This is a genomic window from Pseudomonas sp. TUM25319 (genome assembly GCF_056388475.1).
In genome coordinates, this window is sequence record NZ_CM150751.1 from 3,813,400 (window position 1) to 3,834,708 (window position 21,309).

At 66.5% G+C, this 21,309-nt stretch carries 19 protein-coding genes; 2 read left to right on the top strand and 17 right to left on the bottom strand.

Features of this window, described 5'->3' with window-relative positions; translation table 11 throughout:
* The first annotated feature begins 76 nt into the window (after positions 1-76).
* Positions 77-271 (top strand): hypothetical protein, encoded by a 195-nt coding sequence (locus AC05QJ_RS17725; protein ID WP_476742597.1) that lies wholly within the window; start codon positions 77-79, stop codon positions 269-271.
* Here AC05QJ_RS17725 and AC05QJ_RS17730 read toward each other — a convergent pair.
* The 16 genes from AC05QJ_RS17730 to AC05QJ_RS17805 are packed head-to-tail and all read right to left on the bottom strand — an operon-like array spanning position 268 to position 18,153.
* Complete coding sequence (locus AC05QJ_RS17730) at positions 268-1,035, bottom strand: ChbG/HpnK family deacetylase (protein WP_476742598.1); 768 nt, start codon at positions 1,033-1,035, stop codon at positions 268-270. The genes AC05QJ_RS17725 and AC05QJ_RS17730 overlap by 4 nt on opposite strands.
* Positions 1,017-2,180 carry a GNAT family N-acetyltransferase gene (locus AC05QJ_RS17735; RefSeq protein ID WP_476742599.1) on the bottom strand — a complete coding sequence of 388 codons (1,164 nt, stop codon included), beginning with the start codon at positions 2,178-2,180 and terminating at the stop codon, positions 1,017-1,019. Before AC05QJ_RS17735 ends, AC05QJ_RS17730 begins: the two co-directional genes overlap by 19 nt.
* A 1-nt stretch (position 2,181) precedes the next feature.
* Positions 2,182-2,871: an N-acetyltransferase gene (locus tag AC05QJ_RS17740; RefSeq protein ID WP_476742600.1), complete on the bottom strand. Its 690-nt coding sequence runs from the start codon at positions 2,869-2,871 to the stop codon at positions 2,182-2,184.
* 46 nt (positions 2,872-2,917) lie between these two features.
* Positions 2,918-4,846 carry a hypothetical protein gene (locus AC05QJ_RS17745; RefSeq protein ID WP_476742601.1) on the bottom strand — a complete coding sequence of 643 codons (1,929 nt, stop codon included), beginning with the start codon at positions 4,844-4,846 and terminating at the stop codon, positions 2,918-2,920.
* On the bottom strand, positions 4,843-6,150 hold the full coding sequence (locus tag AC05QJ_RS17750) for a lipopolysaccharide biosynthesis protein (RefSeq protein ID WP_476742602.1): 1,308 nt from the start codon (positions 6,148-6,150) through the stop codon (positions 4,843-4,845). The genes AC05QJ_RS17745 and AC05QJ_RS17750 overlap by 4 nt, the downstream gene beginning before the upstream one ends.
* A complete protein-coding gene (locus AC05QJ_RS17755) occupies positions 6,147-7,145 on the bottom strand; it encodes a polysaccharide deacetylase family protein (RefSeq protein WP_476742603.1) in 999 nt (332 codons plus the stop codon). The genes AC05QJ_RS17750 and AC05QJ_RS17755 overlap by 4 nt, the downstream gene beginning before the upstream one ends.
* A 10-nt stretch (positions 7,146-7,155) precedes the next feature.
* Positions 7,156-8,292, bottom strand: a complete 1,137-nt coding sequence (locus AC05QJ_RS17760) for a glycosyltransferase family 2 protein (protein WP_476742604.1) — start codon at positions 8,290-8,292, stop codon at positions 7,156-7,158.
* Positions 8,285-9,250 (bottom strand): glycosyltransferase family 2 protein, encoded by a 966-nt coding sequence (locus AC05QJ_RS17765; RefSeq protein ID WP_476742605.1) that lies wholly within the window; start codon positions 9,248-9,250, stop codon positions 8,285-8,287. Before AC05QJ_RS17765 ends, AC05QJ_RS17760 begins: the two co-directional genes overlap by 8 nt.
* A complete protein-coding gene (locus AC05QJ_RS17770) occupies positions 9,247-10,617 on the bottom strand; it encodes an O-antigen ligase family protein (RefSeq protein WP_476742606.1) in 1,371 nt (456 codons plus the stop codon). The genes AC05QJ_RS17765 and AC05QJ_RS17770 overlap by 4 nt, the downstream gene beginning before the upstream one ends.
* Positions 10,614-11,711 carry a glycosyltransferase family 4 protein gene (locus AC05QJ_RS17775; protein WP_476747958.1) on the bottom strand — a complete coding sequence of 366 codons (1,098 nt, stop codon included), beginning with the start codon at positions 11,709-11,711 and terminating at the stop codon, positions 10,614-10,616. Before AC05QJ_RS17775 ends, AC05QJ_RS17770 begins: the two co-directional genes overlap by 4 nt.
* A complete protein-coding gene (locus AC05QJ_RS17780) occupies positions 11,696-13,261 on the bottom strand; it encodes a GumC family protein (protein ID WP_476742607.1) in 1,566 nt (521 codons plus the stop codon). Before AC05QJ_RS17780 ends, AC05QJ_RS17775 begins: the two co-directional genes overlap by 16 nt.
* 30 nt (positions 13,262-13,291) lie before the next feature.
* The gene (locus AC05QJ_RS17785; protein WP_476742608.1) at positions 13,292-14,317 is read right to left on the bottom strand and encodes a polysaccharide biosynthesis/export family protein; all 1,026 of its coding nucleotides are present in this window, start codon (positions 14,315-14,317) and stop codon (positions 13,292-13,294) included.
* A gap of 24 nt (positions 14,318-14,341) precedes the next feature.
* On the bottom strand, positions 14,342-14,989 hold the full coding sequence (locus AC05QJ_RS17790) for a CpsD/CapB family tyrosine-protein kinase (protein WP_476742609.1): 648 nt from the start codon (positions 14,987-14,989) through the stop codon (positions 14,342-14,344).
* Between the two features lies 1 nt (position 14,990).
* Positions 14,991-15,737, bottom strand: coding sequence for a sugar transferase (locus AC05QJ_RS17795; protein ID WP_476742610.1), 747 nt, complete (start codon positions 15,735-15,737; stop codon positions 14,991-14,993).
* On the bottom strand, positions 15,734-16,804 hold the full coding sequence (locus AC05QJ_RS17800; RefSeq protein WP_476742611.1) for an NAD-dependent epimerase: 1,071 nt from the start codon (positions 16,802-16,804) through the stop codon (positions 15,734-15,736). The genes AC05QJ_RS17795 and AC05QJ_RS17800 overlap by 4 nt, the downstream gene beginning before the upstream one ends.
* Positions 16,801-18,153 carry a UDP-glucose dehydrogenase family protein gene (locus tag AC05QJ_RS17805; protein ID WP_476742612.1) on the bottom strand — a complete coding sequence of 451 codons (1,353 nt, stop codon included), beginning with the start codon at positions 18,151-18,153 and terminating at the stop codon, positions 16,801-16,803. Before AC05QJ_RS17805 ends, AC05QJ_RS17800 begins: the two co-directional genes overlap by 4 nt.
* Before the next feature lie 395 nt (positions 18,154-18,548).
* Here AC05QJ_RS17805 and AC05QJ_RS17810 point away from each other — a divergent pair, with 395 nt between their 5' ends.
* The gene (locus AC05QJ_RS17810) at positions 18,549-20,240 is read left to right on the top strand and encodes a sulfatase-like hydrolase/transferase (protein WP_476742613.1); all 1,692 of its coding nucleotides are present in this window, start codon (positions 18,549-18,551) and stop codon (positions 20,238-20,240) included.
* 43 nt (positions 20,241-20,283) lie between these two features.
* On the opposite strand, the gene AC05QJ_RS17815 is transcribed toward AC05QJ_RS17810, so the two are convergent.
* On the bottom strand, positions 20,284-21,222 hold the full coding sequence (locus tag AC05QJ_RS17815) for a LysR substrate-binding domain-containing protein (RefSeq protein WP_476742614.1): 939 nt from the start codon (positions 21,220-21,222) through the stop codon (positions 20,284-20,286).
* Positions 21,223-21,309 lie beyond the last annotated feature (87 nt).

The window sequence follows — 21,309 nt, forward strand, 5'->3', positions numbered from 1 at the left end:
CACCGTTAATGGCACCCGTGGCGGTGGCAAATAGTTATCTATAGTTGGAGAAACCCGCCATCAGCCGAGCCTTCCCATGACCTTGATCTGCCGCGAAGTCTGGTGGTTCGAACCACCCAAGCCTGGCCAGACCGAAGCCGACCTGATCTGGGGATTCCTCGAGATCTACAGCGACGGCGAGGCGCGCTTCATACACGAGCGACCCAGCGCCCGGGAGATTGCCGAGCGCAAGAGTTGCCGGACCTTTCCCGCAGCCGAAGAGGACGCTTAACTCTCGGCCAACACCCGGTAGCCTACGCGCGGCGCCGTCTGCAACTGCTGCTCCAGCAAACCGGTCAGCGACTCGCCGGTGCCCAGGTAGGCATCGCCGAAATCGTTGCTGCCCAAGGCACTGGGGTGCGCCACCACTTCCAGCAACCCTTGTCGCGGCGCCAGGCCGTCGCGCAGGTCCACCGGCGTGCAGACAAAGTCGGCGGTGGCCCCTGCCAGGTGGCGCAGACGCCAGTTGAGCAGGCTTTTGTAGACGCGCTTGAGCGGGCCGATGTTGCGCCCCAGGTTGCGTGCCAGGCGCACCGGGACGCTTTCGCGGGCGGCGAAGCGGGCGACGATCTCACCGATGGGCCAGATGTTGTGTACGTGCTGGTGCGAATCCAGGTGGCTGGGCAACAGCCCCAGGTGCAGGCAATGCTGCCACTGCGCCGCCAGTTCCTGTTCCACCGCCTGGCGTGCGGACGGCGAGAGCCGCAGGCAGTTGCGCGACAGGCGGAAATGGAAATCGCCCTCGGCATTGCAGAACAGCGGTTCCCGCACGATGGCGTCGCTCAACGGCTTGCCATGGCTGAGGTTGAAATGCAGGCCGACCCGCCCGCGCAGCGCCGGCTGCCTCGCCAGCACGCAGGCGGTCCGGAAGGCCGGCATATTGGCCATGGCCGTGGCGGAACTGATCAGACCGGCCTGGAAGGCCCGCAGGATCACCGCGTTGACGGGTTCGCTGAGGCCGAAATCATCGGCATTGACTATGACCTTGAAGGACATTCGCTGGCTCCTGTGACCGGTGTGCGGGTAACGGCTGGCGGTTTCACGGCGGGGCGACCGGTGCTGAATGAGCGTAGCCACGGCCGGCAGCGGCGCCACAGGCGCAGCCCCAGCCCCAGGCAGATCCCCGATGGCCGCCAGCTGTAGAAACTGTGACGCAGGTGCTCGACCTGGCCCGTCATGCGTTCGTGCAACTGATGACTGGAGTTTTCCAGGCTGACCCGGGAGGCGTCGATCCACTCCCAGCCATCGTCCAGCCCCCAGTCGATCCACTCCTGCAGCAGCACCCGGCCACTGCCCAGACCGGCATGCTCGGGCAGGAACGCCAGGTTGTAGTCGTACAGCCGGCCACGCTCCAGCAGGCCGAGCCGATAGCTGATGCAACGGCCGGCCAGTTCCAGCACCACCAGGCGCAAACGGCCTTCAGCGGCCAGGGCCACCAGACCCTGCTGCATCCAGGTGCGGGACTGGCGGCTGCTGAAAATGCCGACGCCGTCGTCGCCTTTCCAACTGGCGTCTTCCACGGCGGCGACGCGTTCCAGCCAGTCGCCGGCCGTATCGGCGTCCGGCACGACCCGGCGCACCACCGCGCCACAGGCGGCAATGCGCTTGCGTGCCCGGCGCAGCTTGTAGCGTGGGTCGCCACTGACCTCCTGGCGGTCCGCCTCGCTGAGCTGGTGCACCGGTGCATTGCAGGCGCGCCGCCGCTCGTGGGTGGAACTGCGCCAACCCCAGTGCAGCAGCCACGGCTCGCCACGGGTGACCTCGTTCAACTGCAGCAGGCTATGGGGCAGGTGCTGTCGGATAGCACGCAACACGGCTGCAGCCTCGGTCTCGGGCAGATCGATGAGCAAACCGATGCGGTCGCTCAGCGGGTAGCCCAGATGCCGAACAACGCTGAAACCCAGGGGACCGATGCGCCAGGGCATCCGCACCAGCGGCAGGCACAGGCGCAACTGCGCCTGCTCGTAGCCGACCAGGATTTGCAGCAACTGCCCGGCGGGCAGCGAGGCCTCTGCGGCCCGCAGCCAGGCCAGGCTGTTGAACGGTGTGCTCTGCGGCAGGCGTTCACGCAGCGCCTCGTACTCCCGTGCCGGAAATCCGGGATCGCTCAGCGAACCGAGCCAGCTCAGGCGTAACCCCATTTCAGGCCACCCCCGCCGATGCCGGTATCGGCGCGCTCTTGCGCAACGCCGCCAGACGCGAGCCCTCGTAGCGGCTCTGGCGGAAGAACTTGAAGCGACCGAACAGGCAATACACATGAGTGACCCGACCCTGCTCGGCATAGCCCATGCGCAGGTGCAGCTTGAGCGCCGGGATGTTGTGGCTCTCGCAGACGTCCACCACCTTGTCGCAGCCCTGTTTGCTCATGGCCTTCCACAGGTTCAGTTGCAGGTCCACCGAGAGTGTGGTGCCCCAGTACGCGCGGGTCAGTTCGCCACCGAACTCGAAGAACTCGCCCGTCTTCACCGGGAACCAGCAGCCGTAGTAGTGGTGGTCGTGGTAATCCCGCGGGCAGCCCCAGATGAAAGCCACCACATGACCTTCGGGGTCGCGGTGGATGATGCCGGTATGGCCTTCGGCGAGCAGTTCGCGCATGGTCTCCAGGCGATCGCCGAAATACCGCGCGAAGGCATGGACGTTGTGCAGGGTGATCTGCTCGGCCTGGGTCGGGCTGCTGGGCTTGAGGCTGTGGGGCGGGACCGGGCTGACGAGGTCGCGCTCCATCCAGATCAGTTCCCAGTGGTAGAACACGTAGCGGCGCAGGGCCGTGTGCAGGGTCGAGCGCAGTCCTTTGTGCCTGATGTGCGTTTGCAGCTTGTTCAGTACACGCATGATTGCCTCCAGTATCGGGCAAGGCGATTGGATCGGCGCGCGTAGCTCACGACGCGCTCCAGCTCAGGGCGAACAGCGTCTGCCCTGGTACCTCGAAACCCAGTCGCCCGTCGCGACAGGCCAGATCGGCCTTGCGCGGCTGATGGTCGGGTCCGAAGAGGGTCAATTCGGGGCTGGCCGGGCAGTGCGGGCTGCCGGCGTCGAAGCGCACCCGCTGGGTCCGCTCGCTCTTGTTCACGCCCAGCAGGCTGCGGGCCGGGCCGCGGGCCATGGCCAGGGCATCGACTTCGAAGGCGTCGTTGTCCAGTTGCAGCACCTCGTCCAGCCAGTGCCGCTGGATGAATTGCTGGGCCAGGCCCACCGGTTTGAGCGCAAAGCGCTCGGGGCCCAGCACCTGCAGCATACCCTTGGGGTATTCGGGTTCGTCGGCGGCCTGGAACCAGTTGAGCATCGTCAGCAGGCCATCGGCGCTGGCGTTGATGGCCACCGAGGTCCACCACAACGCAGCGTGATGGCCGTTCTGTTCGTAGAGGCTGAGGCTGGAGCCGGGGGACAGGTTGGTCTGGTCCAGCAGCAGCGCTTTGCGGGGCCGGCCACGCTCGTCGATGCCCACCAGCCCTGCGGCCTGACGCACGTTGGCGCGATAGACCCGGGTGGCGAGCAGGTCGCGGACCATCCATTCGTGCCAGGCCAGGGCGTCGATGCGCGGGCCGAATTCGCTCAGCAGGCGCTGCGCCCAATCCAGCCCCCGGCGCTCGGCGGCATGCTCGGCCAGCGGGCCGTTGACCAGGCGCGAGCTGGCCGGCATGGCGATGCGCACTCCGGCTTCACGGGCCCCGGCGTAAGCCTCCACTTGTTCCAGGCGCTTGCGGAAAAAGGCGCGGAAGTCGTCGTAGCTGGCGTAGTTCAGGTTCGGCTCATCGGCAAACGCGAGGTAGTGGCGGCCGGCACCGCCCAGGGCAACGCTGGCTGCCAGCCAGGCATCGAGGCCTTTGCGGCTGGCAACGTCATCGCGCAAGTCCGCGACCCGGCCGGTGGCTGCCAGCAACGTGATGTCGTCGTGGATAGCGAAGCGCTCGCGGTAAAGCCGGCGAAACGCAGTTTCGTAGTCGGGCTGACGAGCCAGCACGTCGACGAAACTGTAGAAACCCGCTGCCGCCGGGCGCAGGGCATCCAGCACCGGGAAGCTGGCGGCGGGCGGCATCAGGTAGGGCAGGTTCAGGCCGAGGCGGGCGGTGGGCCCCAGGTGCTGCGCCCCCAGTCGCAACGACACATCACCGGGTTGTTCCTGCAGGGGTTGCAGGTCGTCGGCACGGCGGGCGAACAGGTTGGCGGTGCCGTCGAGCCAGAACGCTGCCTTGCCACGGCCTTGCAGGTCCAGCCGCCACACCTGGGCTCGCGGGCTGACGGGCAGGGTGACCTGCTCGAACTGCCAGTACGCCGGTTGCGCTGCCAGGCTCAGGTTAAGGGCCTGGCCATCCTCCAGGCGCACCGCCCGCAGGCCGCTGACACCGCCATGGTACTTGCCGGCCAGGATTGCTTCTTCGCCGGCAGCGACGCGGAAATACAGCTGGGTGTCGGCCTCCACCTGCAGGCTCACATGCACCCGTGCCGGGGCGAACAGCGCGCGGGTGCCGTCACTGAACGTCGGGCGATAGCGCCGGAAGCTGTAGCCGGGGATCTCCAGCCGGTAGCTGCCAAGACCGGTCTGCAACGGCCACTGTTGCTCACCACGGGCTTCGCGGGTGCTGATGTCCCGTTGCCCGACCAGCCGGCCCCGGCCGTCCAGCAGGAACACCTGTTCCGGGTTGGCATCGGCCTGCCAGGCACCGACCCAGCGCAGGTCGAGTTGGTCGGCGCGCTGCGGTGTCAGGTACAGGCTGCCGTCGCGGATATCCGGCCAGCGCACTTGCGCCGCCCCGGCCAGGCCGCACACGGCCAGCAGGCAGGCGGGAAGCAGGCGCAGGGCGTTCATCCGGCCACCCGGCCTGGCAGCATGCGCCGCAGCGGCTGCAGATCGCCCGGCAGAATGAACAGGGTGCGCCACCAGGCCACGCCACTGAGCCGGCAATACAGCACCAGCATCGCCAGGGTCACCGCCAGATAGGCAATGGAGGAGGCCAGCGCTGCACCGACGATGCCCAGTTGCGGGATAAGCATCAGGTTCAGCACCAGGTTCAGCGCAGCACCGGCGCCCATCATCAGCGACACGCTGCCGGGACGGTTCTTGCCCAGCAGGTCCAGGCGCAGGATGCTCGCGTAGCACAGGCCGAACAGCCCCGGCAGCAGGCCGAGCAGGGCCGGGTAGGCCGGTTGGTACTCGACGCCGAACAGGGTAACGATCAGCCATTCGCCGATCAGCGCCATGCTCAGGCACGCCGCCAGCATCACCGTGGCGGTCAGGCGCAGGGCCAGCGGGGTCAGGGTGTCCATGCCAGCGTCCTGTTGCAGCAGGCGCTTCATCAGCGGCGTGGTCACTGCTTCGGGGACGATCAGCAACAGTTCGGCGGCAGCGCTGGCCATGGCGTAGTGACCGAGGGCGGCGCTGCCGAGCAGGGCGCTGACCAGCAGATAGTCCGAGCGCAGGATCACTTGCTGGAACAGCAGGTCCGGGTGGCTCTTGGCACTGTAGGCCAACAGCTCGCGCTGGCCGGCACGGTCCCAGCACAGGCGCAGCGCATGGCCACGGCGCAGCCAGAGCAGGCCGAGCACCACTACCAGGGCCAGGCCCAGCAGCCAGCTGGCCAGCGCCGCGGGTAGCGCGGCGTCGGGCCACAAGGCGTAGAACAGCAGGAACAGCAGCAGTGGCGCAAGGGATTCGGTGAGGCGCAGGCCGTTGAACGCGCCAACGCCACCGGTGGCGTTGTGCAGGGTCAGCAGGCCACTCTTCAACACGCTAAGCGGTACCGCCAGCAACAGCAGCCAGGCCAGCAGACCGAGTTGCTGGCTGATTTCCAGCTCGACGCCGACACTGCGCAGCAGGGCGACACAGGCCAGGGTCAGCAGACCGGCCAGCAGGCAACCGTAAACCAGCACCTGGGTCAGCAGCAGGCCGAGGTTGCGTTGCTGCGCCGCCTGGTAGCCCACGGCGCTGTTGAGGCCGCCACTGGTGGCCGCGGCGATCAGGTCCGGCAGGCTGCTAAGCAGGGCGAACAGACCGCGCTCGGCCGGCCCCAGCAGGCGTGCCAGCAACACGTTGCGCAGCAGGCGCAGGCCGATCATCGCCAACCGCGTGCCCATGCTCAGCAGCAAGTGGCGCAGATAGGACGGGCGGCTCATGAGTGGCCTCCGCGGCTGATGCGCCAGGCCAGCAGCGAGGGGCGGCTGGCGTTGCGCTGGCTGACGCCGATGCGCGGCAGGGCCAGGGGATCGTCGCTGCCCTGGCAGATCCCGGCGCGGGTGCTCAGTGCCCAGGGATAGCGGTGCGCGGCCAGACGCTGGCGCACCCGCAAGTCATGGTCGCCATTGGGGTAGCAGTACACCGGCAACGGGTTGGCACAACCGCTTTGCAAGGCGCGGTGGCTGCGGCTGATCTCTTCTTCCAGGCGGCGGTCGTCCAGGCCTGGCAGCAACGCGTGACTGGCACCATGGGGGCCGAAGCTGACCAGCCCGGACGCTTCCAGCTCGCGCACCTGCTGCCAGTCCAGGGCCTGGGGCAGGGATTCCGGCGGGCAGGCATCGGTGAGCAGATGCAGCGCCTGCGGCGCCAGGCTCTTCAGGCTTTGCAGGTAGTGGGCCAGGGCGCGGCTGCGGGCCCGGGGCGCGTCGTGCATGAAATAGGCGGGGGGCAGGGGCCGGCCGACCCGGCGCAATTGTTCGATCAACTGGTGCCGCGCCGCCTCGCCGTGGCTGCCCCACAGGGTTTCGCCCAGGCTTTCCCACCAGAAGCGCTGGCGGCTGCCGATGTAGTCGGTGGAAAGAAAGATGCTCGCCGGCACCTGGTACTTCTGCAGCAGTGGAAAGGCGTGCAGGGCGTTGTCGCGCCAACCGTCGTCGAACGTCAGGGCCACCCGCGGGCGGCCATTGCCGGGGCTGTGCAACAGGTCCATCAGCGGCAGGCAGTCGAAGTGCTGGCACAACCAGCGCAGCAGGCGCTCGAACGCCACCGGGCCGACACACAGCTCGTTGCGGTGCGGCAGCTCGGCGGCGCGGTCGTCGGCCAGCACCCGGTGCAGCATCAGGATCAGCCCGGCGCCTTGCAGTTGCCGCCGGCCTACCGGGGAGTTCAGGTAGATCCAGCCGCTGGCACGCTTGATGGTGGTCTTGATCGGCATGGCCAAGCCCTCAGCGGTTCTGGTCGGGGTTCCATTGCTGGTAACTGTGCCCGCGCAGGAACTGCCACAGGCCCACGCTCATGCCGGCCAGGGTCACCAGCACATAGGCAGCCAGGCGGAACGGCCGCGGCAGGCGGTGTCCGGCGTCCAGCAGGCCGACCAGCGCGATGACGTAGCCCAGCAGTTGCATCGCGCAGGTCCAGCGGTAGAACGGCGACTCATCCAGCAGCCACAGGTTGCTCAGCAGCAGCGGCAGCAACAGCACCGGAGCCAGCCGGCGCAGCAGCTTGTGGCTGATCAGGGCGATGGCGTACAGGCCGTGGCGCCGCAGGTCGAGCAACTGACGCCGGGCGGCCAGGCTCTGCAGGCCACCGACGGTCACCCGCTGGCGCCGGCGAAACTGCTTGCCGGCCTCGTCCACGCCGTAATCCAGCACCACGGCCTCGGGCACGTAGACGATGCGCTGGCCGGCGGCCGGGGCGCAGGTGCTGATATAGAAGTCGTCGTTGACCTGCGCCGGGATCGGCTGGAACAGCTCCCGGCGCAGGGCCAGCAACGCACCGTCCGCGGACACCATGCAACCGGTGCGGTTTTCCACCCGGCGTACCCAGGCCTCGTAGTGGCGGTACAGGCTGTCGCCCAGGCTGAGGCCCTTGCCGGCGCGGGGGATGATCATCTTCCCGGCGCTGCCACCCACGCCGGGGATCGCCAGCGGCGCGAGCAAGTGACGCAGGGTGTCGTCGGCCCACTGGTTGTCGGCATCGGTGAACACCAGGACATCGCCGCGGCACAGGGCGACCGCCTGGTTCAGCGCTGCCGCCTTGCCGATCCGCGGCAGGTCCAGCACCAGGATGCGCGGATCGACCACGCTGCGGGCGCAAGCCACGGTGCGGTCGGTGGAGCCGTCGCTGGCGAGGATGATCCGCAGCGAGGCGGCCTCGTAGTCCTGGTTCAGCACACTGCGCAGTTTCTGCTCGATGTGCCGCTGTTCGTTATGTGCCGCGATCACCACGGTCACTGCCAACGGCACGGGCGCGGCCGTGCGCAGGGGCGGGCAAAAGGGTGCGACCAGCGTCAACAGCAGCGGATAGCCGACCCAGGCATAGAGAGGCAGCAGCAGGCACAGCCAGAAGATGAATTCAGCCACGGGCTGGCCTCCTTGCGGTGAGGTTGAACAGACTGAGGATGAAGGCCATGCCGGCCAGGTGCAGGCGGATGAAGTGCAGCCCCCAGAGCTGCACCAACAGCCGCAGGTCGCGGTGTTTCAGGCTTTGCCGCAGGCTCAGCAGCAGCGCCGGCAGGCTGGCGACCATCACCAGCAGCAAGGCCAGGTGCGGGAATCCGTCGAGCAGGGCCGACAGCGCCATGGCATCGAGCCCCCAGGCGCCTACCGACAACGCCGGAAACCGCAGCAGGCGCAGGCTGGCACCGTGGGTCCGGAGCAATTGCAAGTGGCTGCCCTGGCGCCACATTTCCTTGCCCAGCCATTCCTTCCAACTGCCTTCGTAGCCCCAGTGCAGTACCACCGGATCGCGCAGCACAATCAGGCGCGCGCCGGCCTCGGAAAGCCGCAGGGTGAACTCCTTGTCTTCGCCGCTGCGCAGGTGTTCATCAAAGCCGCCGACCCGCTCGAACCACTGCCGTGGCATCAGCAGGTTGGGGCTGGGCAACCACTGCTGGTGGTGCATCAGTTCGCCGGCGCGCAGGGTGCGGCGCTGCCAGGCGATGGCGAACCAGGGCGCCTGGTGCGGCGTATCGCAGTCGAGTGCGAACACATCGCCGCAGCCTCGGCCATGCAGGTCGAGCAGGCGGCTGAGCCAGTGCTCCGGCACTTCGATATCGGCATCGAGGAAGGCCAGCCAGGCGCAGTCGCAGGCTGCCGCGCCCCGGTTGCGCAGGGCGCCGATGCTCAGTCCCGGCGAGTTCAGCACCCGGGCGCCGAGGGCGTGGGCGATCCGCGGGCCATCGTCGGTGGAGCCATTGTCGACCACGATCAGTTCGCAGCTCAGGCCGGCCTCCCGAGCGGCGTGCCGGGCGGCGACGAGGGTGCGGCCGATGTGACGGGCTTCGTTGAACATCGGGATGACGATGCCCACGCTGTTCATGGTTGCGACGCCTGCCGGCCGGCGGTTTCGGCCTGGCGACGCAGCGCCCAGGACAACGCCAGCAGGATCCACAGGTACTTGTGGTTCGGTGCGCTGAGGAACATCAGGAACAGGCCCAGCGACAGCAGGCTCATGCTCAGGTGGGTGAGCAGGTCGGTGCGCATCACGTCATGCTGGCGCAACCACGCGGCGCGGGCGGCCCACAGATTGCGCAGGGCCACCGCGATCATGCCGACGAACAGCAGGCCGCCGGGGATGCCGATTTCGCTGAACAGTTCCAGGTAGGTGTTGTGCGCACGACGGTAGAGGTCAGTGACCTTGCGATTGGCCGAGAACGCCTTGGCATAGCCGGTGGTGGCGTAGTGCAGCGGGAAGGTGCCGGGGCCGGAGCCGAGCAGCGGGTTGTCGCGGATCATCTTGCCACCGACCACGATGTACGAGGCGCGACGCCCCAGGGAATCGTCCTCGTGGGCGTTGACCCCGGACTTGAGCACCGCCAGGGACTGGATGCGTTCCATGTACCTGGCCGGCATTACCGCCACCGCGGCGGGCAGTGCAACGGCCATGGCCAGCATCAGCACGCCAAGGTGGCGCGGGCGCAGGCGGGCCAGGTGCACCCGGTAGTGATACAGGCCGATGGCCAGGCTGATCAGCAGGACCACCAGCCCGGAGCGCGATTCGGTCCTGGTCATGCCGGCCAGCAGCAGGCCGGTGCAGCCCAGCCAGAACAACCGCCGCAGCACGCCGGGGCTGTTGAGCAGGAGCCAGATCGCCAGCGGCACGGCGAAGGCGATCAGCAGGGCGAAGACGTTGGGGTCGTCCAGCAGCCCGGAGGCCCGGCCCTGGTCCTGGTACTTGCCGGAAAACATCGCCATCGCGCAGGTGATGGCGACACTGACGCTGACCAGCCGCCCCAGCCACAGCAGGTTCAGCTCGCGGCCCACCAGCAGGGTGATGACGAACAGCATCAGGGCGATGACCATCTCGCGCAGGTGGCCGGCCGACACCAGGGTGTTTTCGCTGGCCCAGAAACTCATGCCGTACCAGGCCATGAACGCCAGCAACAACGGCCACAGGTTGCTGCGCAGACGCTCGCCGCGGATCTGGCCGCTGGCCAGCTGCAAGCCGAGCACCAGCAGCAGGCCGGCGCCGAGCAGCTTGGCCGCGGTCAGGTCGCTGTCCTTGAACAGGCCTTCGAAAGGCACCAGGGCGATGATCGCCAGCAGGCCCCAGGCCGGACGGCGATACAGCACCAGCAGGCCACCGAGGGCGGCGACCGCGCCAGGCGCCAGGTACGGCCAGGGGCTGACCAGCAGCATCAAGGCCAACAGGCCGAACAGGCCGACCAGCGAAAGGGGCAGGATCATGCGCGGACCTCCGTTGTAGCGCCCAGGTAAACCTTGGCCCAGCGCTGGGCCAGGACAGGCAGGTGATAGCGTTCGCGTTGTGTACGACGGGCGCGGGCGGCAAGTTCGCCGGCCTGGGCCGGGTCGTCGATCAGCGCGCGCAGGTGTCCGGCCAGTTCATCCGCCGCCAGCGGCCGGGCCAGCAAGCCGCTCTGGCCGTGTTCGATGACGTCGGGAATGCCGCCGACGCCGAAGGCCACCACCGGCACGCCGTCCTGCATGGCTTCGAGCAGGATCATCGGCGTGCCTTCGGTGCGCGAGCTGATCACCAGCGCATCCAGGCGGCTCATCCACGGACGCATGTCGTCCTGGAAACCCGGCAGGCGGATGCGCTGCACCAGCCCGGCGGCATTGATCCGTGCCTGCAGCGCGGCACGCTCAGGGCCGTCGCCGAGCATCACGCCGTGCAGGTGCGGGTACTGCCGGCACAGCGGGATCAGGGTGTCGAGAAACAGGTCGGGGCCTTTTTCATGGCTCAGCCGCCCGACGTAGCCGGCCAGCCACTCGCCGTGCCTGGGCGTCCGTGACGGCCGGCCGGCGCTATCGGGCAAACCGTTGGGGATCACCCGGATCTTCTCCGCCGCAACCTGCGCCTGACGCAGGATCCGGGCAATGCTCTCGGCCACGCAGACCACCTGGTTGACCACCGGCGTACGGCAAAGCTGCAAGGTCAGCCAGGTATACAGGCGTTGCTTGTGGCTGCGCGGGGTGAATCCGTGCTGGGTAGCTATCAGCGGCAGCTTCCAGCACCAGGCTGCCAGCCAGGCGAACAGCAGGCCGCGAAAATTGTGGGCGTTGAGCAGCGACTGCTGCCCGCGCTGCGCCCGCAGGTCAGCGAACAGATCGCCCAGCCCCGCACAGCGCCGGCAGTCCACACCGGCGGCGCGAAAGCGCGCCACCAGTTCGTCCGGTGCTTCGAGAAACAGCACCCGATGCTGGCCGGGGGTGGCCAGGCAGTGGTCCAGCAGCATGCGCTCGGCGCCGTAGAACCCACCACTGTTCAGCAGGTGGATGATCGGCTGGCGCGGGGCCGGGGCGTTCAATTGCGCACCCAGTGCCACAGCCGTGGCAGGGTCCAGGCCTTGTAGGGATTGGGTCGCGCCGGGGTCTCGTCGTTGATCACCAACAGCACCGGCAGCCCCAGGTCGTGGCTGATTTGCGCCGGGTGCTTGAAGCGGTGATCGAAGAACTCACGCACGTAGACCAGGGCGATCGCCAGCAGCAGCCCGGTGAGCAGGCCGAACGGCACGATCAGGCCAGGCCGCGGGAAGGCCGCCTCGGTCGGCTGGTACGGCGCGCTGAGAATCCGGGCGTTGGACATATTGTCCAGTTGGCCTTGGCTGCGGCTTTCCTCGTAACGCTGGGTGTAGGTGAAGAACGCCTTGTGCAGGGCATCGATCTCGGTGTCGAGCTGACGGGCCTTGCTCATGGTTTCCTGCAGTTGGTGAATGCGCCCCTTGAACTGACCGATGCGCTGGGTTTTCTGGGCGATCACGTCCTGCACCACCGCCAGGTCTTTTTCCCGTTCCTGAATGCGGTTGTTGACCACTTTGAGGAACTGCTGGCGGCTGCGGTTGATCTGTTCCCTCTGCAACTGCATTGGTTCGCTGTTGGGCTGGAACACCGCCAGGTCATTGCCGTAGCGCGACACCTGGGTGGTCAGTTGCTCGCCCAGTTGCTTGATCTCGCGATCCTCGAAGGCAATGTTGTCGACGGTGGTGGTGAAGGTGAACGGGAAGCTGTAGTCGTTCATCTTCGCGCTGCCGGCGGCGACCAGGGCGCTCTTCAGGTAGTCCAGCCAGCGCTGGCTTTGCAGCAGGCGGTCCTGGTACTGGTTGAGGGCCTGCTCCTCGGTGTTGATGGCATTGAGGCGGAAGGTGATTTCCTCCTTCAGATCGGACGAGCCGGCGCTTTCCAGCAGGCTCAGGCGCTTGCCTTCCAGGTCGTCCAGGCGAGCCTGGTACTGCAGTTTCTTCTGTTCATAGAAAGACTGCGGCAGTTCGTTGGATTGCAGGTCCTGGCGGTTCTTCAGGTAGTTGTCCAGCAGGCGGGCGACGAATGCCGTGCCCTGGGCCGCATCGGGGAAGCTGTAGGTCACCGAAATGACGTTGGAGCCGGGCAGGGTCTCGACCTTGAGGCTTTTCACCGCCTGTTCGGTGAGGGCATCGAGCTGGCTGTCGCCGGCGGACTCGACCTTCAGGCCCATGGCCGAGCGCAGCGGGTCGACCACATGCTGGTGCAGCGGGATGAACAGCACGCGGTCCATCAGGCCGGGCTCGACCTGGTAGCGGCCCTCATCGCGCAACTGGCTGATGGTCTGCCGGATCAGCGTCGGCGAGCGCAGGATATTGCTCTCGGTTTCCATGTCCGCCAGGGATGGCGGGATGAACTTGTCGGTTTCCTGGGCCAGCGCGGTATTGGTATCGCTCTGGGACAGTTTCTTCGATTGCACGATGACTTCGGCGCCGATGTCGAAGCTCTGGCGCAGTACCAGCGGCAGCGCCAGCACGATCACCGCGACCACCAGGAAGATGCGCTTGATCCACTGCCGGTTGGCGAAGAAGATCCGGAAGAACTCGTGCAGGTAGTTTTCGTTGGGATTCATGAGCTGATTCATCACGCGATACCCCCGGATTCAGTTGCTGCTGCCTTTGTTGTCGACGCGGTAGCCGAAGCTGAAGCCCACGCCCTGGAACAGCACCACGTCGGCCAGTTGCCGGGCCAGTTCGCCGGCACTGGCGAGCTTGGTCTTGGGCACGTAGAGCATGTCGTCCGGCTGCAGGTAGGCCACCTGCGCGGCGCTGGCGTCCAGCGCCTGGTCGATGTTGTAGGGCATGGCCTGCACCTGGTTGCCTTTGCGCCGCATGATCACCACCGAGTCCAGCCGCGCCTTGATGCTCGGGCCGCGGGCCAGGGTCAGGGCTTCGAGCACCGACACTGGCCGGCGGATCGGGTAGGCGCCGGGCTGGCCAACTTCGCCGAGCACGTAGATCTCGTTGACCGCGGTGGACTTGAGCATCACGTCCACGGTCATGCGCCCCGGCAGGTCGGCGTAGCGCTTGTTCAGGTAGGTTTCCAGCTGGCTGACGGTCATGCCCTGCAGGGCTACCGAGCCCACTTCGGGGAAGCTGGCGTGGCCGTCGCTGCCCACGGTGATTTCCCGGCTCATGCCGGTGGCGGGGTGGTTCAGCGCGCTTTTCAGGTTCTGCTCGTTGGTCAGCGGGCTGATCACCTGCACCGTGAGCTGGTCGCGGTTGGGCTGGAACAGGCTCTTGTTGCGGTAAGCCTGCTGGATCGCGCTGCGGGCCTGGTCCGGGGTCATGCCGGCGACGTTCACCGAGGTGTTGGCCGCCGGCAGTTCGATACGACCGTCCGGCAGCACCAACTGATTGCCGTTGAGCGAGCTGGCGGACAGGAAGTTCAGGCCGATGGTGTCACCGGACTGGATACGGTAGGCGTCGGAGCCACTGGTGCTGATATGGAAGATCACATCCAGCACGTCTTGCGGGCGCAGCACCTGTTCCTGGCTGGACAGTTCGGTGTCCTGGGCATTGGCCGGCGCGGCGGTGAGGATCTGTACCGGCATGGTCCGGGCTTCCTGCGTGGAGGTGCAGGCCGCCAGCGGCAACAGCGCGAACAGGGCGATCAAGGGCGTTCTCATGGTTGTTTCCCTCGCACGATCGGCTCAAAGGTGGTTGTACAGCCAGGTCGGCATGTAATACCGACGCCGGTTGAACACGCTGCCCACCAGCCGGGCACCGGCCAGGGACAGGCGCTGGCTGGCGGCCTGGGCGACTTCGCGGCGGGTGTCGTCGGCGTTGATCACCAGGATCACGCCATCCACCAGCGGGCTCATCACCAGGCTGTCGGCGCCGGCATAGATGGCATCGCCGTCGATCACCACGAAGCGGTACTCGCTGGCTAGCCGATGCAGCAGCCCGCGCAGCAACTCGGGATCGAGGCGTTCGCCGGTGCGCTCGTGCAGGCCGCACGGCAGCACGTCGAAGCGCTGGTCGGACAGGCGCACGATGCAGTCCTGGGCCAGCGGCGGGGTCTGGTCGTCGAACAGCAGGTCGCGCAAGCCGCGCAGCTTGTTCAGGCCCAGTTGCTGGCTGAGGTTGCCGGAAGCGTTGCTGCCGTCGATCAGCAGCACCGCGCCACCGCTCATCGCCGCCAACTGGCTGGCGACCGCCAGGGCCGCGGTACTGGTGCCACTGCCGCTGTTGGCGGCGGTGAGCAACAGGACACGCTGATCCTGGTCGAGCAGGGTGGAGGTCAGGTTGGACTCGCTGGGAGTCGCGATACTCATGCTTCTTGAAGTAGAACCGTCCATCTCAACTTGCTCCGTGGCCGCTGAAGACTTTGAAGGGGGTCTTGAGGAGGATCTTCAGATCCAGGCTCAGGCTCTGTTCGGCGATGTAGCTCAGGTCCAGCTCGACCCGCTGGTCGAAATCGATGTTGCTGCGCCCGGAGATCTGCCACAGGCCGGTCATGCCGGGGTAGATGCTCAGCCGCGCCAGGTGGTTGTCCTTGTAGCGGTAGGCGTTGAACGAGGTGGGGCGGGGCCCGACCAGGCGCATGTCGCCCATCACCACGTTGAACAGGTTGGGTAGCTCGTCCAGGCTGCTGCGCCGCAACCAGCGGCCGATCCGGGTTACCCGCGGGTCATCGTCGATCTTGAAGTCGATGGACTGGGCGCCGTGCTTGTTGAGGTGGCGCAACGACTCTTTCAGCGCCTCCGCGTTGGCGACCATGGTGCGGAACTTGAACATGCCAAAGCTGCGGCCCCGGTAGCCGGTGCGTTTCTGCACGAAGAACACCGGCCCCGGGCCGCTCGCCTTGACGGCCACCGCCAGGCCCAGCAGCAGCGGCGAAAGCAGCGCGATCAGCGTCACGGCGCCGCCAGCGGCGACCCAGCGGTTGGTCCGCGACAGGGTCCAGGGCCGCCCGCCGAGGCGGCCGGTGAACCAGCCTCGGCCTTGCTTGTGCACTGCCGAATCGATACGCATGCGGTGTTTCGGGTCCATGCGCTTGTCCTGGCTCAGGGCCTGGATCTGCGCGCTTTTCGGTTGTCCGGTCATACCGACCTCCGTTGCTCGTCGGGCGTGGCCCGGTGAACCTGCGCCGGCGTCCCGTGCAGCGGCAGGTAGTGATCGAGAAACCAGGTGGCGAAGCGCCCCAGGCCTTCATCCAGGGAAATGCGCGGGGTGAAGCCCGTGGCGTCGGCGAGGTCGCCGGCTTCGGCGCAGGTGTCGAGCACATCGCCCGGCTGCAACGGCAGCAACTCCACCTCGGCACGACGGCCCAGGTGCTTTTCCAGCAGGGCGACGTAGTCCAGCAGCGCCACCGGGCGCTGCCCGCCGATGTTGTACAGGCGCCAGGGCGCGTGGCTGCTGGCCGGGTCGGGGTTCAGCGCGTCCCAGTCGGGATTGGCCCGAGGCGCCAGGGGAATCAGGCGCACCAGGCTCTCGACGATGTCGTCGACGAAGGTGAAGTCGCGTTGGTGCCGGCCGTGATTGAACAGGCGCAGCGGACGGCCCTCGACGATGGCGCTGGCGAACTGCATCGGCGACATGTCCGGGCGGCCCCAGGGGCCGTAAACGGTGAAAAAGCGCAGGCCGGTGGCGGCAATGCCGAACAGGTGGCTGTAGCTGTGGGCCATGGCTTCGTTGGCTTTCTTGGTCGCGGCGTACAGTGACAGCGGATGGTCCACGGCGTCGCGTACCGAATACGGGGTCCGCTGGTTGGCGCCATAGACCGAGCTGGACGAGGCATACAGCAGGTGGCGTACCGGGTGCCGGCGGCAGCTTTCAAGGAGGTTGAGAAAGCCGGTGAGGTTGCTGTCCAGGTAGGCCCGGGGATTTTCCAGCGAGTAGCGCACCCCGGCTTGCGCCGCCAGGTGCAGCACCACCTCGGGCTGCTCGCGGGCGAACAGGCGATCCAGTGCCGGGCCATCGGCCAGGTCGACGCGGTGCAGCGGGAAACTGCCGGCCTCGTGGCGCACCCAGCCGATCCGGCTGTGCTTGAGGGTCGGGTCGTAGTAGCCGTTGAAGTTGTCCAGGCCGCTGACCCGGTGCCCATCGCGCAACAGCCGCGCCACGCAGTGGGCGCCGATGAAACCGGCCGCGCCGGTGACCAGGATGTTCATGGCGCCAGCACCTCGGGATCGACGTGACGCAGGCCGATGCCGCAGTAGTCCAGGCCGAAGGTGGCGACCTGGTCGGGGTTGTAGAGGTTGCGCCCGTCGATGATCAGGCGCTGGCGCAGCTTCCTGGCCAGCAGGGCGAAGTCGACCACGCGAAAGTTCTTCCACTCGGTGCAGATCACCAGGGCGTCGGCGTCTTCCAGGGTGTCGTCGCGGGTGGCGCAGAGCTGCAGGTCCTTGCGGTAGCCGTAGATGCGCCGGCATTCGGCCATGGCTTCCGGGTCGAAGGCATGCACGGTGGCGCCTTCGGCCCACAACGCTTCCATCAGGTAGCGGCTGGGGGCCTCGCGCATGTCGTCGGTGTTGGGCTTGAAGGCCAGGCCCCAGAGCGCTACCGACTTGCCGGCGAGGCTGCCGGGGAAGTGCTGGCGCAGCTTGGCGAAGAGAATCTGCCGCTGGGCGTCGTTCACCTCACTGACGCTCTGCAGCAGGCGCAAGGGCATGCCGTTGTGCTCGGCGGTGTGCAGCAGGGCGCGCAGGTCCTTGGGGAAGCAGGAGCCGCCGAAGCCACAGCCGGGGTAGATGAAGTGGTAGCCGATGCGCGGGTCGGAACCGATGCCCTTGCGCACCGCCTCGATATCGGCGCCCAGGCGCTCGGTGAGGTTGGCCAGTTCGTTCATGAAGCTGATGCGGGTGGCGAGCATGGCGTTGGCCGCATACTTGGTCAGCTCGGCGCTGCGGTTGTCCATGAACATGAGCTTTTCATGGTTGCGGCAGAAGGGCGCGTAGAGCTCGGTGAGCTGGTCCTGGGCCTCGGCGTCGCAGGTGCCGACGATGATCCGGTCGGGGCGCATGCAGTCGGCCAGGGCACTGCCTTCCTTGAGAAATTCGGGGTTGGACACAACCCGCACCTTGAGGGTCAGCTTGCCGAGGCGGTCGAGTTCTTCGCGGGCCAGTTGCGCCACCTTGTCGGCGGTGCCCACCGGTACCGTGGACTTGATGATCAGGGTGTGGTCGGTGTCCATCAGGCCGGCGATCTGCCGGGTCACGCCGAGGACATGGGAGAGGTCGGCCGAGCCGTCTTCGTCGGGCGGGGTGCCGACGGCGATGAACACAAGTTCGGCGTGGGTCACGGCGTCGCTGGCCTGGGTGCTGAACAGCAGGCGACCGTCGCGGATGTTGTCCTCGAGCATGGCCGACAGGCCCGGCTCATGGATTGGCGGAACGCCCTGGCGCAGCTGGCTGATCTTGTGGCTGTCGACATCCACACAGAGCACACGGTGTCCGACATCGGCCAGTGCGGCCGCTTGTACCAGTCCTACGTAACCTGTTCCGAACACACTCACGTCCATTCCGGGATGCCTCGCATGGCGTAATGGGGGTGTAACAGTGATGTGTTTTCGGTATAGCGCAGGCTGCGGGAAAAGTGTCAAACCAATGGCATGTTTCGCTTCACTTACAACGCCTGATAAACAAGTCGTTTTGCCATCAACTCTTTTCCAATCCGTGCCTTAGCGAAAAGGGCGGCGTCAAAACGCCGGACGCTTTCGCGATGAACGGTCGTAACTCCTTGTGCAACAAGGGTTGTAGAGCTTTTCTCAATAGTTAAATGGATGCATTTCTTTAGTAGTAGGACTCAGAAACAGGCGCCAAAAACCTGCCATAAAATTGGCGAGCCATAGATGGAAAGAACTTCGCAAGCTGGCTACCGTTCGGAAAACTGCTGCCATCGCGGATGGAAAAAGCCATGCGTGCATCCCTCAAGGCCGTTCTGCTACTGGGCTATCTGGCGTGCTTTCACGCTGCCATTGTCGAACGCTTGCAGGCCCTTGCCGGCAGCCCCGCATTGCTGCTCTATGGCGGGGTATTCCTGGTACTGGCGGGCGCGTTGCTGCTGGCGGCGATGATTCGCCAGGGCTGGCTGCGCTGGGCGCTGGCGCTGCTGTTGTTCGCCAGCGGCGTGTTCTTCGACGCCTACACGCGTATCACCAGCAGCTACCTGACCTACAGCGCGTTTATCTCGATGGTGTATTCCGGCGGTTTCGTGCAGGAGGCGGTGGCGCAATACCACGCGTCGATCATGCAGGCGCTGGTGCGCGGGCTGTTGCTACTGTTCGGTGTCGGCCTGCGCCCCGGCGTTGCGCCGCGCCTGCCACGGGGATTGCCCTGGGCGGCGCCGTTGCTGGGCCTGGTGCTGTTGACGTCGATTTTGTTCGTGCGGGCCGGCGAAGGCGCCCGTGGCCTGCCGGTGATGTTCACGCCGCTGGCCTACCTCAACCTCATGGCCTACGAGAGCCTGCACGACCATGTCGGTGCTCGCGAGCCGGTGAACCTGGGGAAAAGCGGGCCGGCGATGGCCCGGGATATCGTACTGATCATCGACGAGAGCATTGCTGGCAATTACCTCGACACCAACACCCCGCTGGGAGTGCAGACGCCGCTGACCCAGGCCCAGCCCGGCGTGCGCATCTTCAACTACGGTTACGCCGCGTCCATTGCCAACTGCAGCGCTGACACCAACGTGACCCTGCGCTATGGCGGCACCCGCGACGACTACCTGCGGATCAACTCGACCCAGCCGTCTATCTGGCAGTACGCCCACCAGGCGGGCCTGGCCACGGTGTACGTCGATGCCCAGCGCAACGGCGGCCACCTGCAGAACCTGATGACCGACACCGAAAAGCGCGATATCGACCGCTTCATCCAGTTCGACGACACCCCGGTACTGCAGCGTGACATGGCGGTGGCGGCCACCCTCACCACGCTGCTGGCCGACGGCGAGTCGCAACTGATCTTGGTCAACAAGGTGGGGGCGCATTTTCCGGTGCATGACAAATACCCGGATGACTTCATGCGCTACCGGCCGGCCTTGCCTCGCGGGCGGTACACCGATGTCACCGACACCGGCCAGCGCGACGGCTTTGCCGGGCGTCCGCAGGATTGGGTGCTGTACCGCAACGCCTACCGCAACACCTTGTCGTGGAACGTCGGCGAGTTCTTCAACCGCCTGTTCAAGGCCGACCTGAGCCAGGCGGTGGTGATCTACACCTCCGACCACGGCCAGGACCTGCACGAGCGGGGCAATCCGGGGTTGAACACCCACTGCGACAGCGATCCGGTGGCCGAGGAAGGGCTGGTACCGTTGCTGGTGATCCAGGGCGAAGGGCTCAAGACCCTCGACTGGCAGGCGCACCTGGCGGACAACAAGAACCGCTCCAGCCACTACAACCTGTTCCCGACCCTGTTGCAGTTGATGGGGTATGACAGCACGGCGGCGCAAGCTCGCTATGGCAAGCCGCTGAATGTGCCGACCGAAGACCCGTTCAGCTTCAACACCCGCTTCAATGCGCGGCTGGGGGCAAGCCCGGTGTTCAAGCACATCGACCTGGGGCAGGTGGTGTTGCCGTCCGAGGGGCAGGTGGTGGGGCGCAGCGATTGAATGGGTTTGCTGTAGCCCAAGGCCTCATCGCGGGCAGTCAGACTCAGGCCGAGCTGTCATACAGCGCCCTGAACACCTCCGCTTCCTCCACCAGCCAGTCATGCACCGCCCGCGCGCTCGGGCGCGCCAGGGTGCCGGCGCTGTACAGCAGCACATAACGCTTGTGGTTCGGCACAGGCGCGCCAAAGGGCACGATCAGTGTTCCGCGCTCCAGCTCATCATTGAGCAGGGTACGACGGGCAATGGCCACGCCGATCCCGGCAATGGCCGCTTCGATGGTCAGGTGGTTGCGGTTGAAGGTGTGCCCGCGGCGCACATCCAGCCCCTCGGCACCGATGGCCTGCAGGTAGAACTCCCACTCCGCGTATTCCGAGCTGCCGCGCCAGGCGGTGATGTCGTGCAGCAACGGGTAGTGCACCAGATCGTTGGGCCCGTGCAGCGGCGGACGACCGCGGAGCAGGGCAGGGGAGCAGACCGGGAAGATCTCTTCGTCCAGCAACGGCGTGGAGTACATGCCCGGATAGCTGCCGTCGTTGAGGTCGATGGCCAGGTCGAAGTCCCCTTCGTGCAAGGCCTGGTTGCTGTCCTCGGCCACCAGGCGCAGCTGGATATCCGGAAAGCGCTGTTGCAGGCGCGGCAAGCGCGGCGTCAGCCATTTGGCGAGGAACGAGGGAATCGAGCGCAGGCGCAGGGTGCCGCGAATCTCGCCAGCGTCCAGCCGGCGCAGTTCGGCATCGATGCTGCCGTAGGCCTCGTGCACGGTCATGGCCAGGCGCTGCCCCTCGGCACTCAGCTCCACGCCACGGGCGCGACGCAGGAACAGGCGAAAGCCCAGGCGCTCTTCCAGTTGGCGGATCTGCTGGCTCACCGCACCGGGGGTGATGTGCAGCTCTTCGGCGCAGCGGGTAAACGACAGGTGCCGCGCCGCGCAGGAAAACACATGCAGCCAGACGTACATCTGGCCGTTCATTGGACGCCTCATCGTTTAGTCCTGCTAAAGCCTTGCTTAGAAACTTTCGTTGGTCGTAGGAAAATTCTGGCGGCAGTATCGCCCAACTTCGCGACACCA

Bases quoted from the DNA above. Each gene is read 5' to 3' on its own strand.
- AC05QJ_RS17725 (WP_476742597.1), top strand. From the start codon at position 77: ATGACCTTGATCTGCCGCGAAGTCTGGTGGTTCGAACCACCCAAGCCT.
- AC05QJ_RS17730 (WP_476742598.1), bottom strand. From the start codon at position 1,035: ATGTCCTTCAAGGTCATAGTCAATGCCGATGATTTCGGCCTCAGCGAA.
- AC05QJ_RS17735 (WP_476742599.1), bottom strand. From the start codon at position 2,180: ATGGGGTTACGCCTGAGCTGGCTCGGTTCGCTGAGCGATCCCGGATTT.
- AC05QJ_RS17740 (WP_476742600.1), bottom strand. From the start codon at position 2,871: ATGCGTGTACTGAACAAGCTGCAAACGCACATCAGGCACAAAGGACTG.
- AC05QJ_RS17745 (WP_476742601.1), bottom strand. From the start codon at position 4,846: ATGAACGCCCTGCGCCTGCTTCCCGCCTGCCTGCTGGCCGTGTGCGGC.
- AC05QJ_RS17750 (WP_476742602.1), bottom strand. From the start codon at position 6,150: ATGAGCCGCCCGTCCTATCTGCGCCACTTGCTGCTGAGCATGGGCACG.
- AC05QJ_RS17755 (WP_476742603.1), bottom strand. From the start codon at position 7,145: ATGCCGATCAAGACCACCATCAAGCGTGCCAGCGGCTGGATCTACCTG.
- AC05QJ_RS17765 (WP_476742605.1), bottom strand. From the start codon at position 9,250: ATGAACAGCGTGGGCATCGTCATCCCGATGTTCAACGAAGCCCGTCAC.
- AC05QJ_RS17770 (WP_476742606.1), bottom strand. From the start codon at position 10,617: ATGATCCTGCCCCTTTCGCTGGTCGGCCTGTTCGGCCTGTTGGCCTTG.
- AC05QJ_RS17780 (WP_476742607.1), bottom strand. From the start codon at position 13,261: ATGAATCCCAACGAAAACTACCTGCACGAGTTCTTCCGGATCTTCTTC.
- AC05QJ_RS17785 (WP_476742608.1), bottom strand. From the start codon at position 14,317: ATGAGAACGCCCTTGATCGCCCTGTTCGCGCTGTTGCCGCTGGCGGCC.
- AC05QJ_RS17790 (WP_476742609.1), bottom strand. From the start codon at position 14,989: ATGGACGGTTCTACTTCAAGAAGCATGAGTATCGCGACTCCCAGCGAG.
- AC05QJ_RS17795 (WP_476742610.1), bottom strand. From the start codon at position 15,737: ATGACCGGACAACCGAAAAGCGCGCAGATCCAGGCCCTGAGCCAGGAC.
- AC05QJ_RS17800 (WP_476742611.1), bottom strand. From the start codon at position 16,804: ATGAACATCCTGGTCACCGGCGCGGCCGGTTTCATCGGCGCCCACTGC.
- AC05QJ_RS17805 (WP_476742612.1), bottom strand. From the start codon at position 18,153: ATGGACGTGAGTGTGTTCGGAACAGGTTACGTAGGACTGGTACAAGCG.
- AC05QJ_RS17810 (WP_476742613.1), top strand. From the start codon at position 18,549: ATGCGTGCATCCCTCAAGGCCGTTCTGCTACTGGGCTATCTGGCGTGC.
- AC05QJ_RS17815 (WP_476742614.1), bottom strand. From the start codon at position 21,222: ATGAGGCGTCCAATGAACGGCCAGATGTACGTCTGGCTGCATGTGTTT.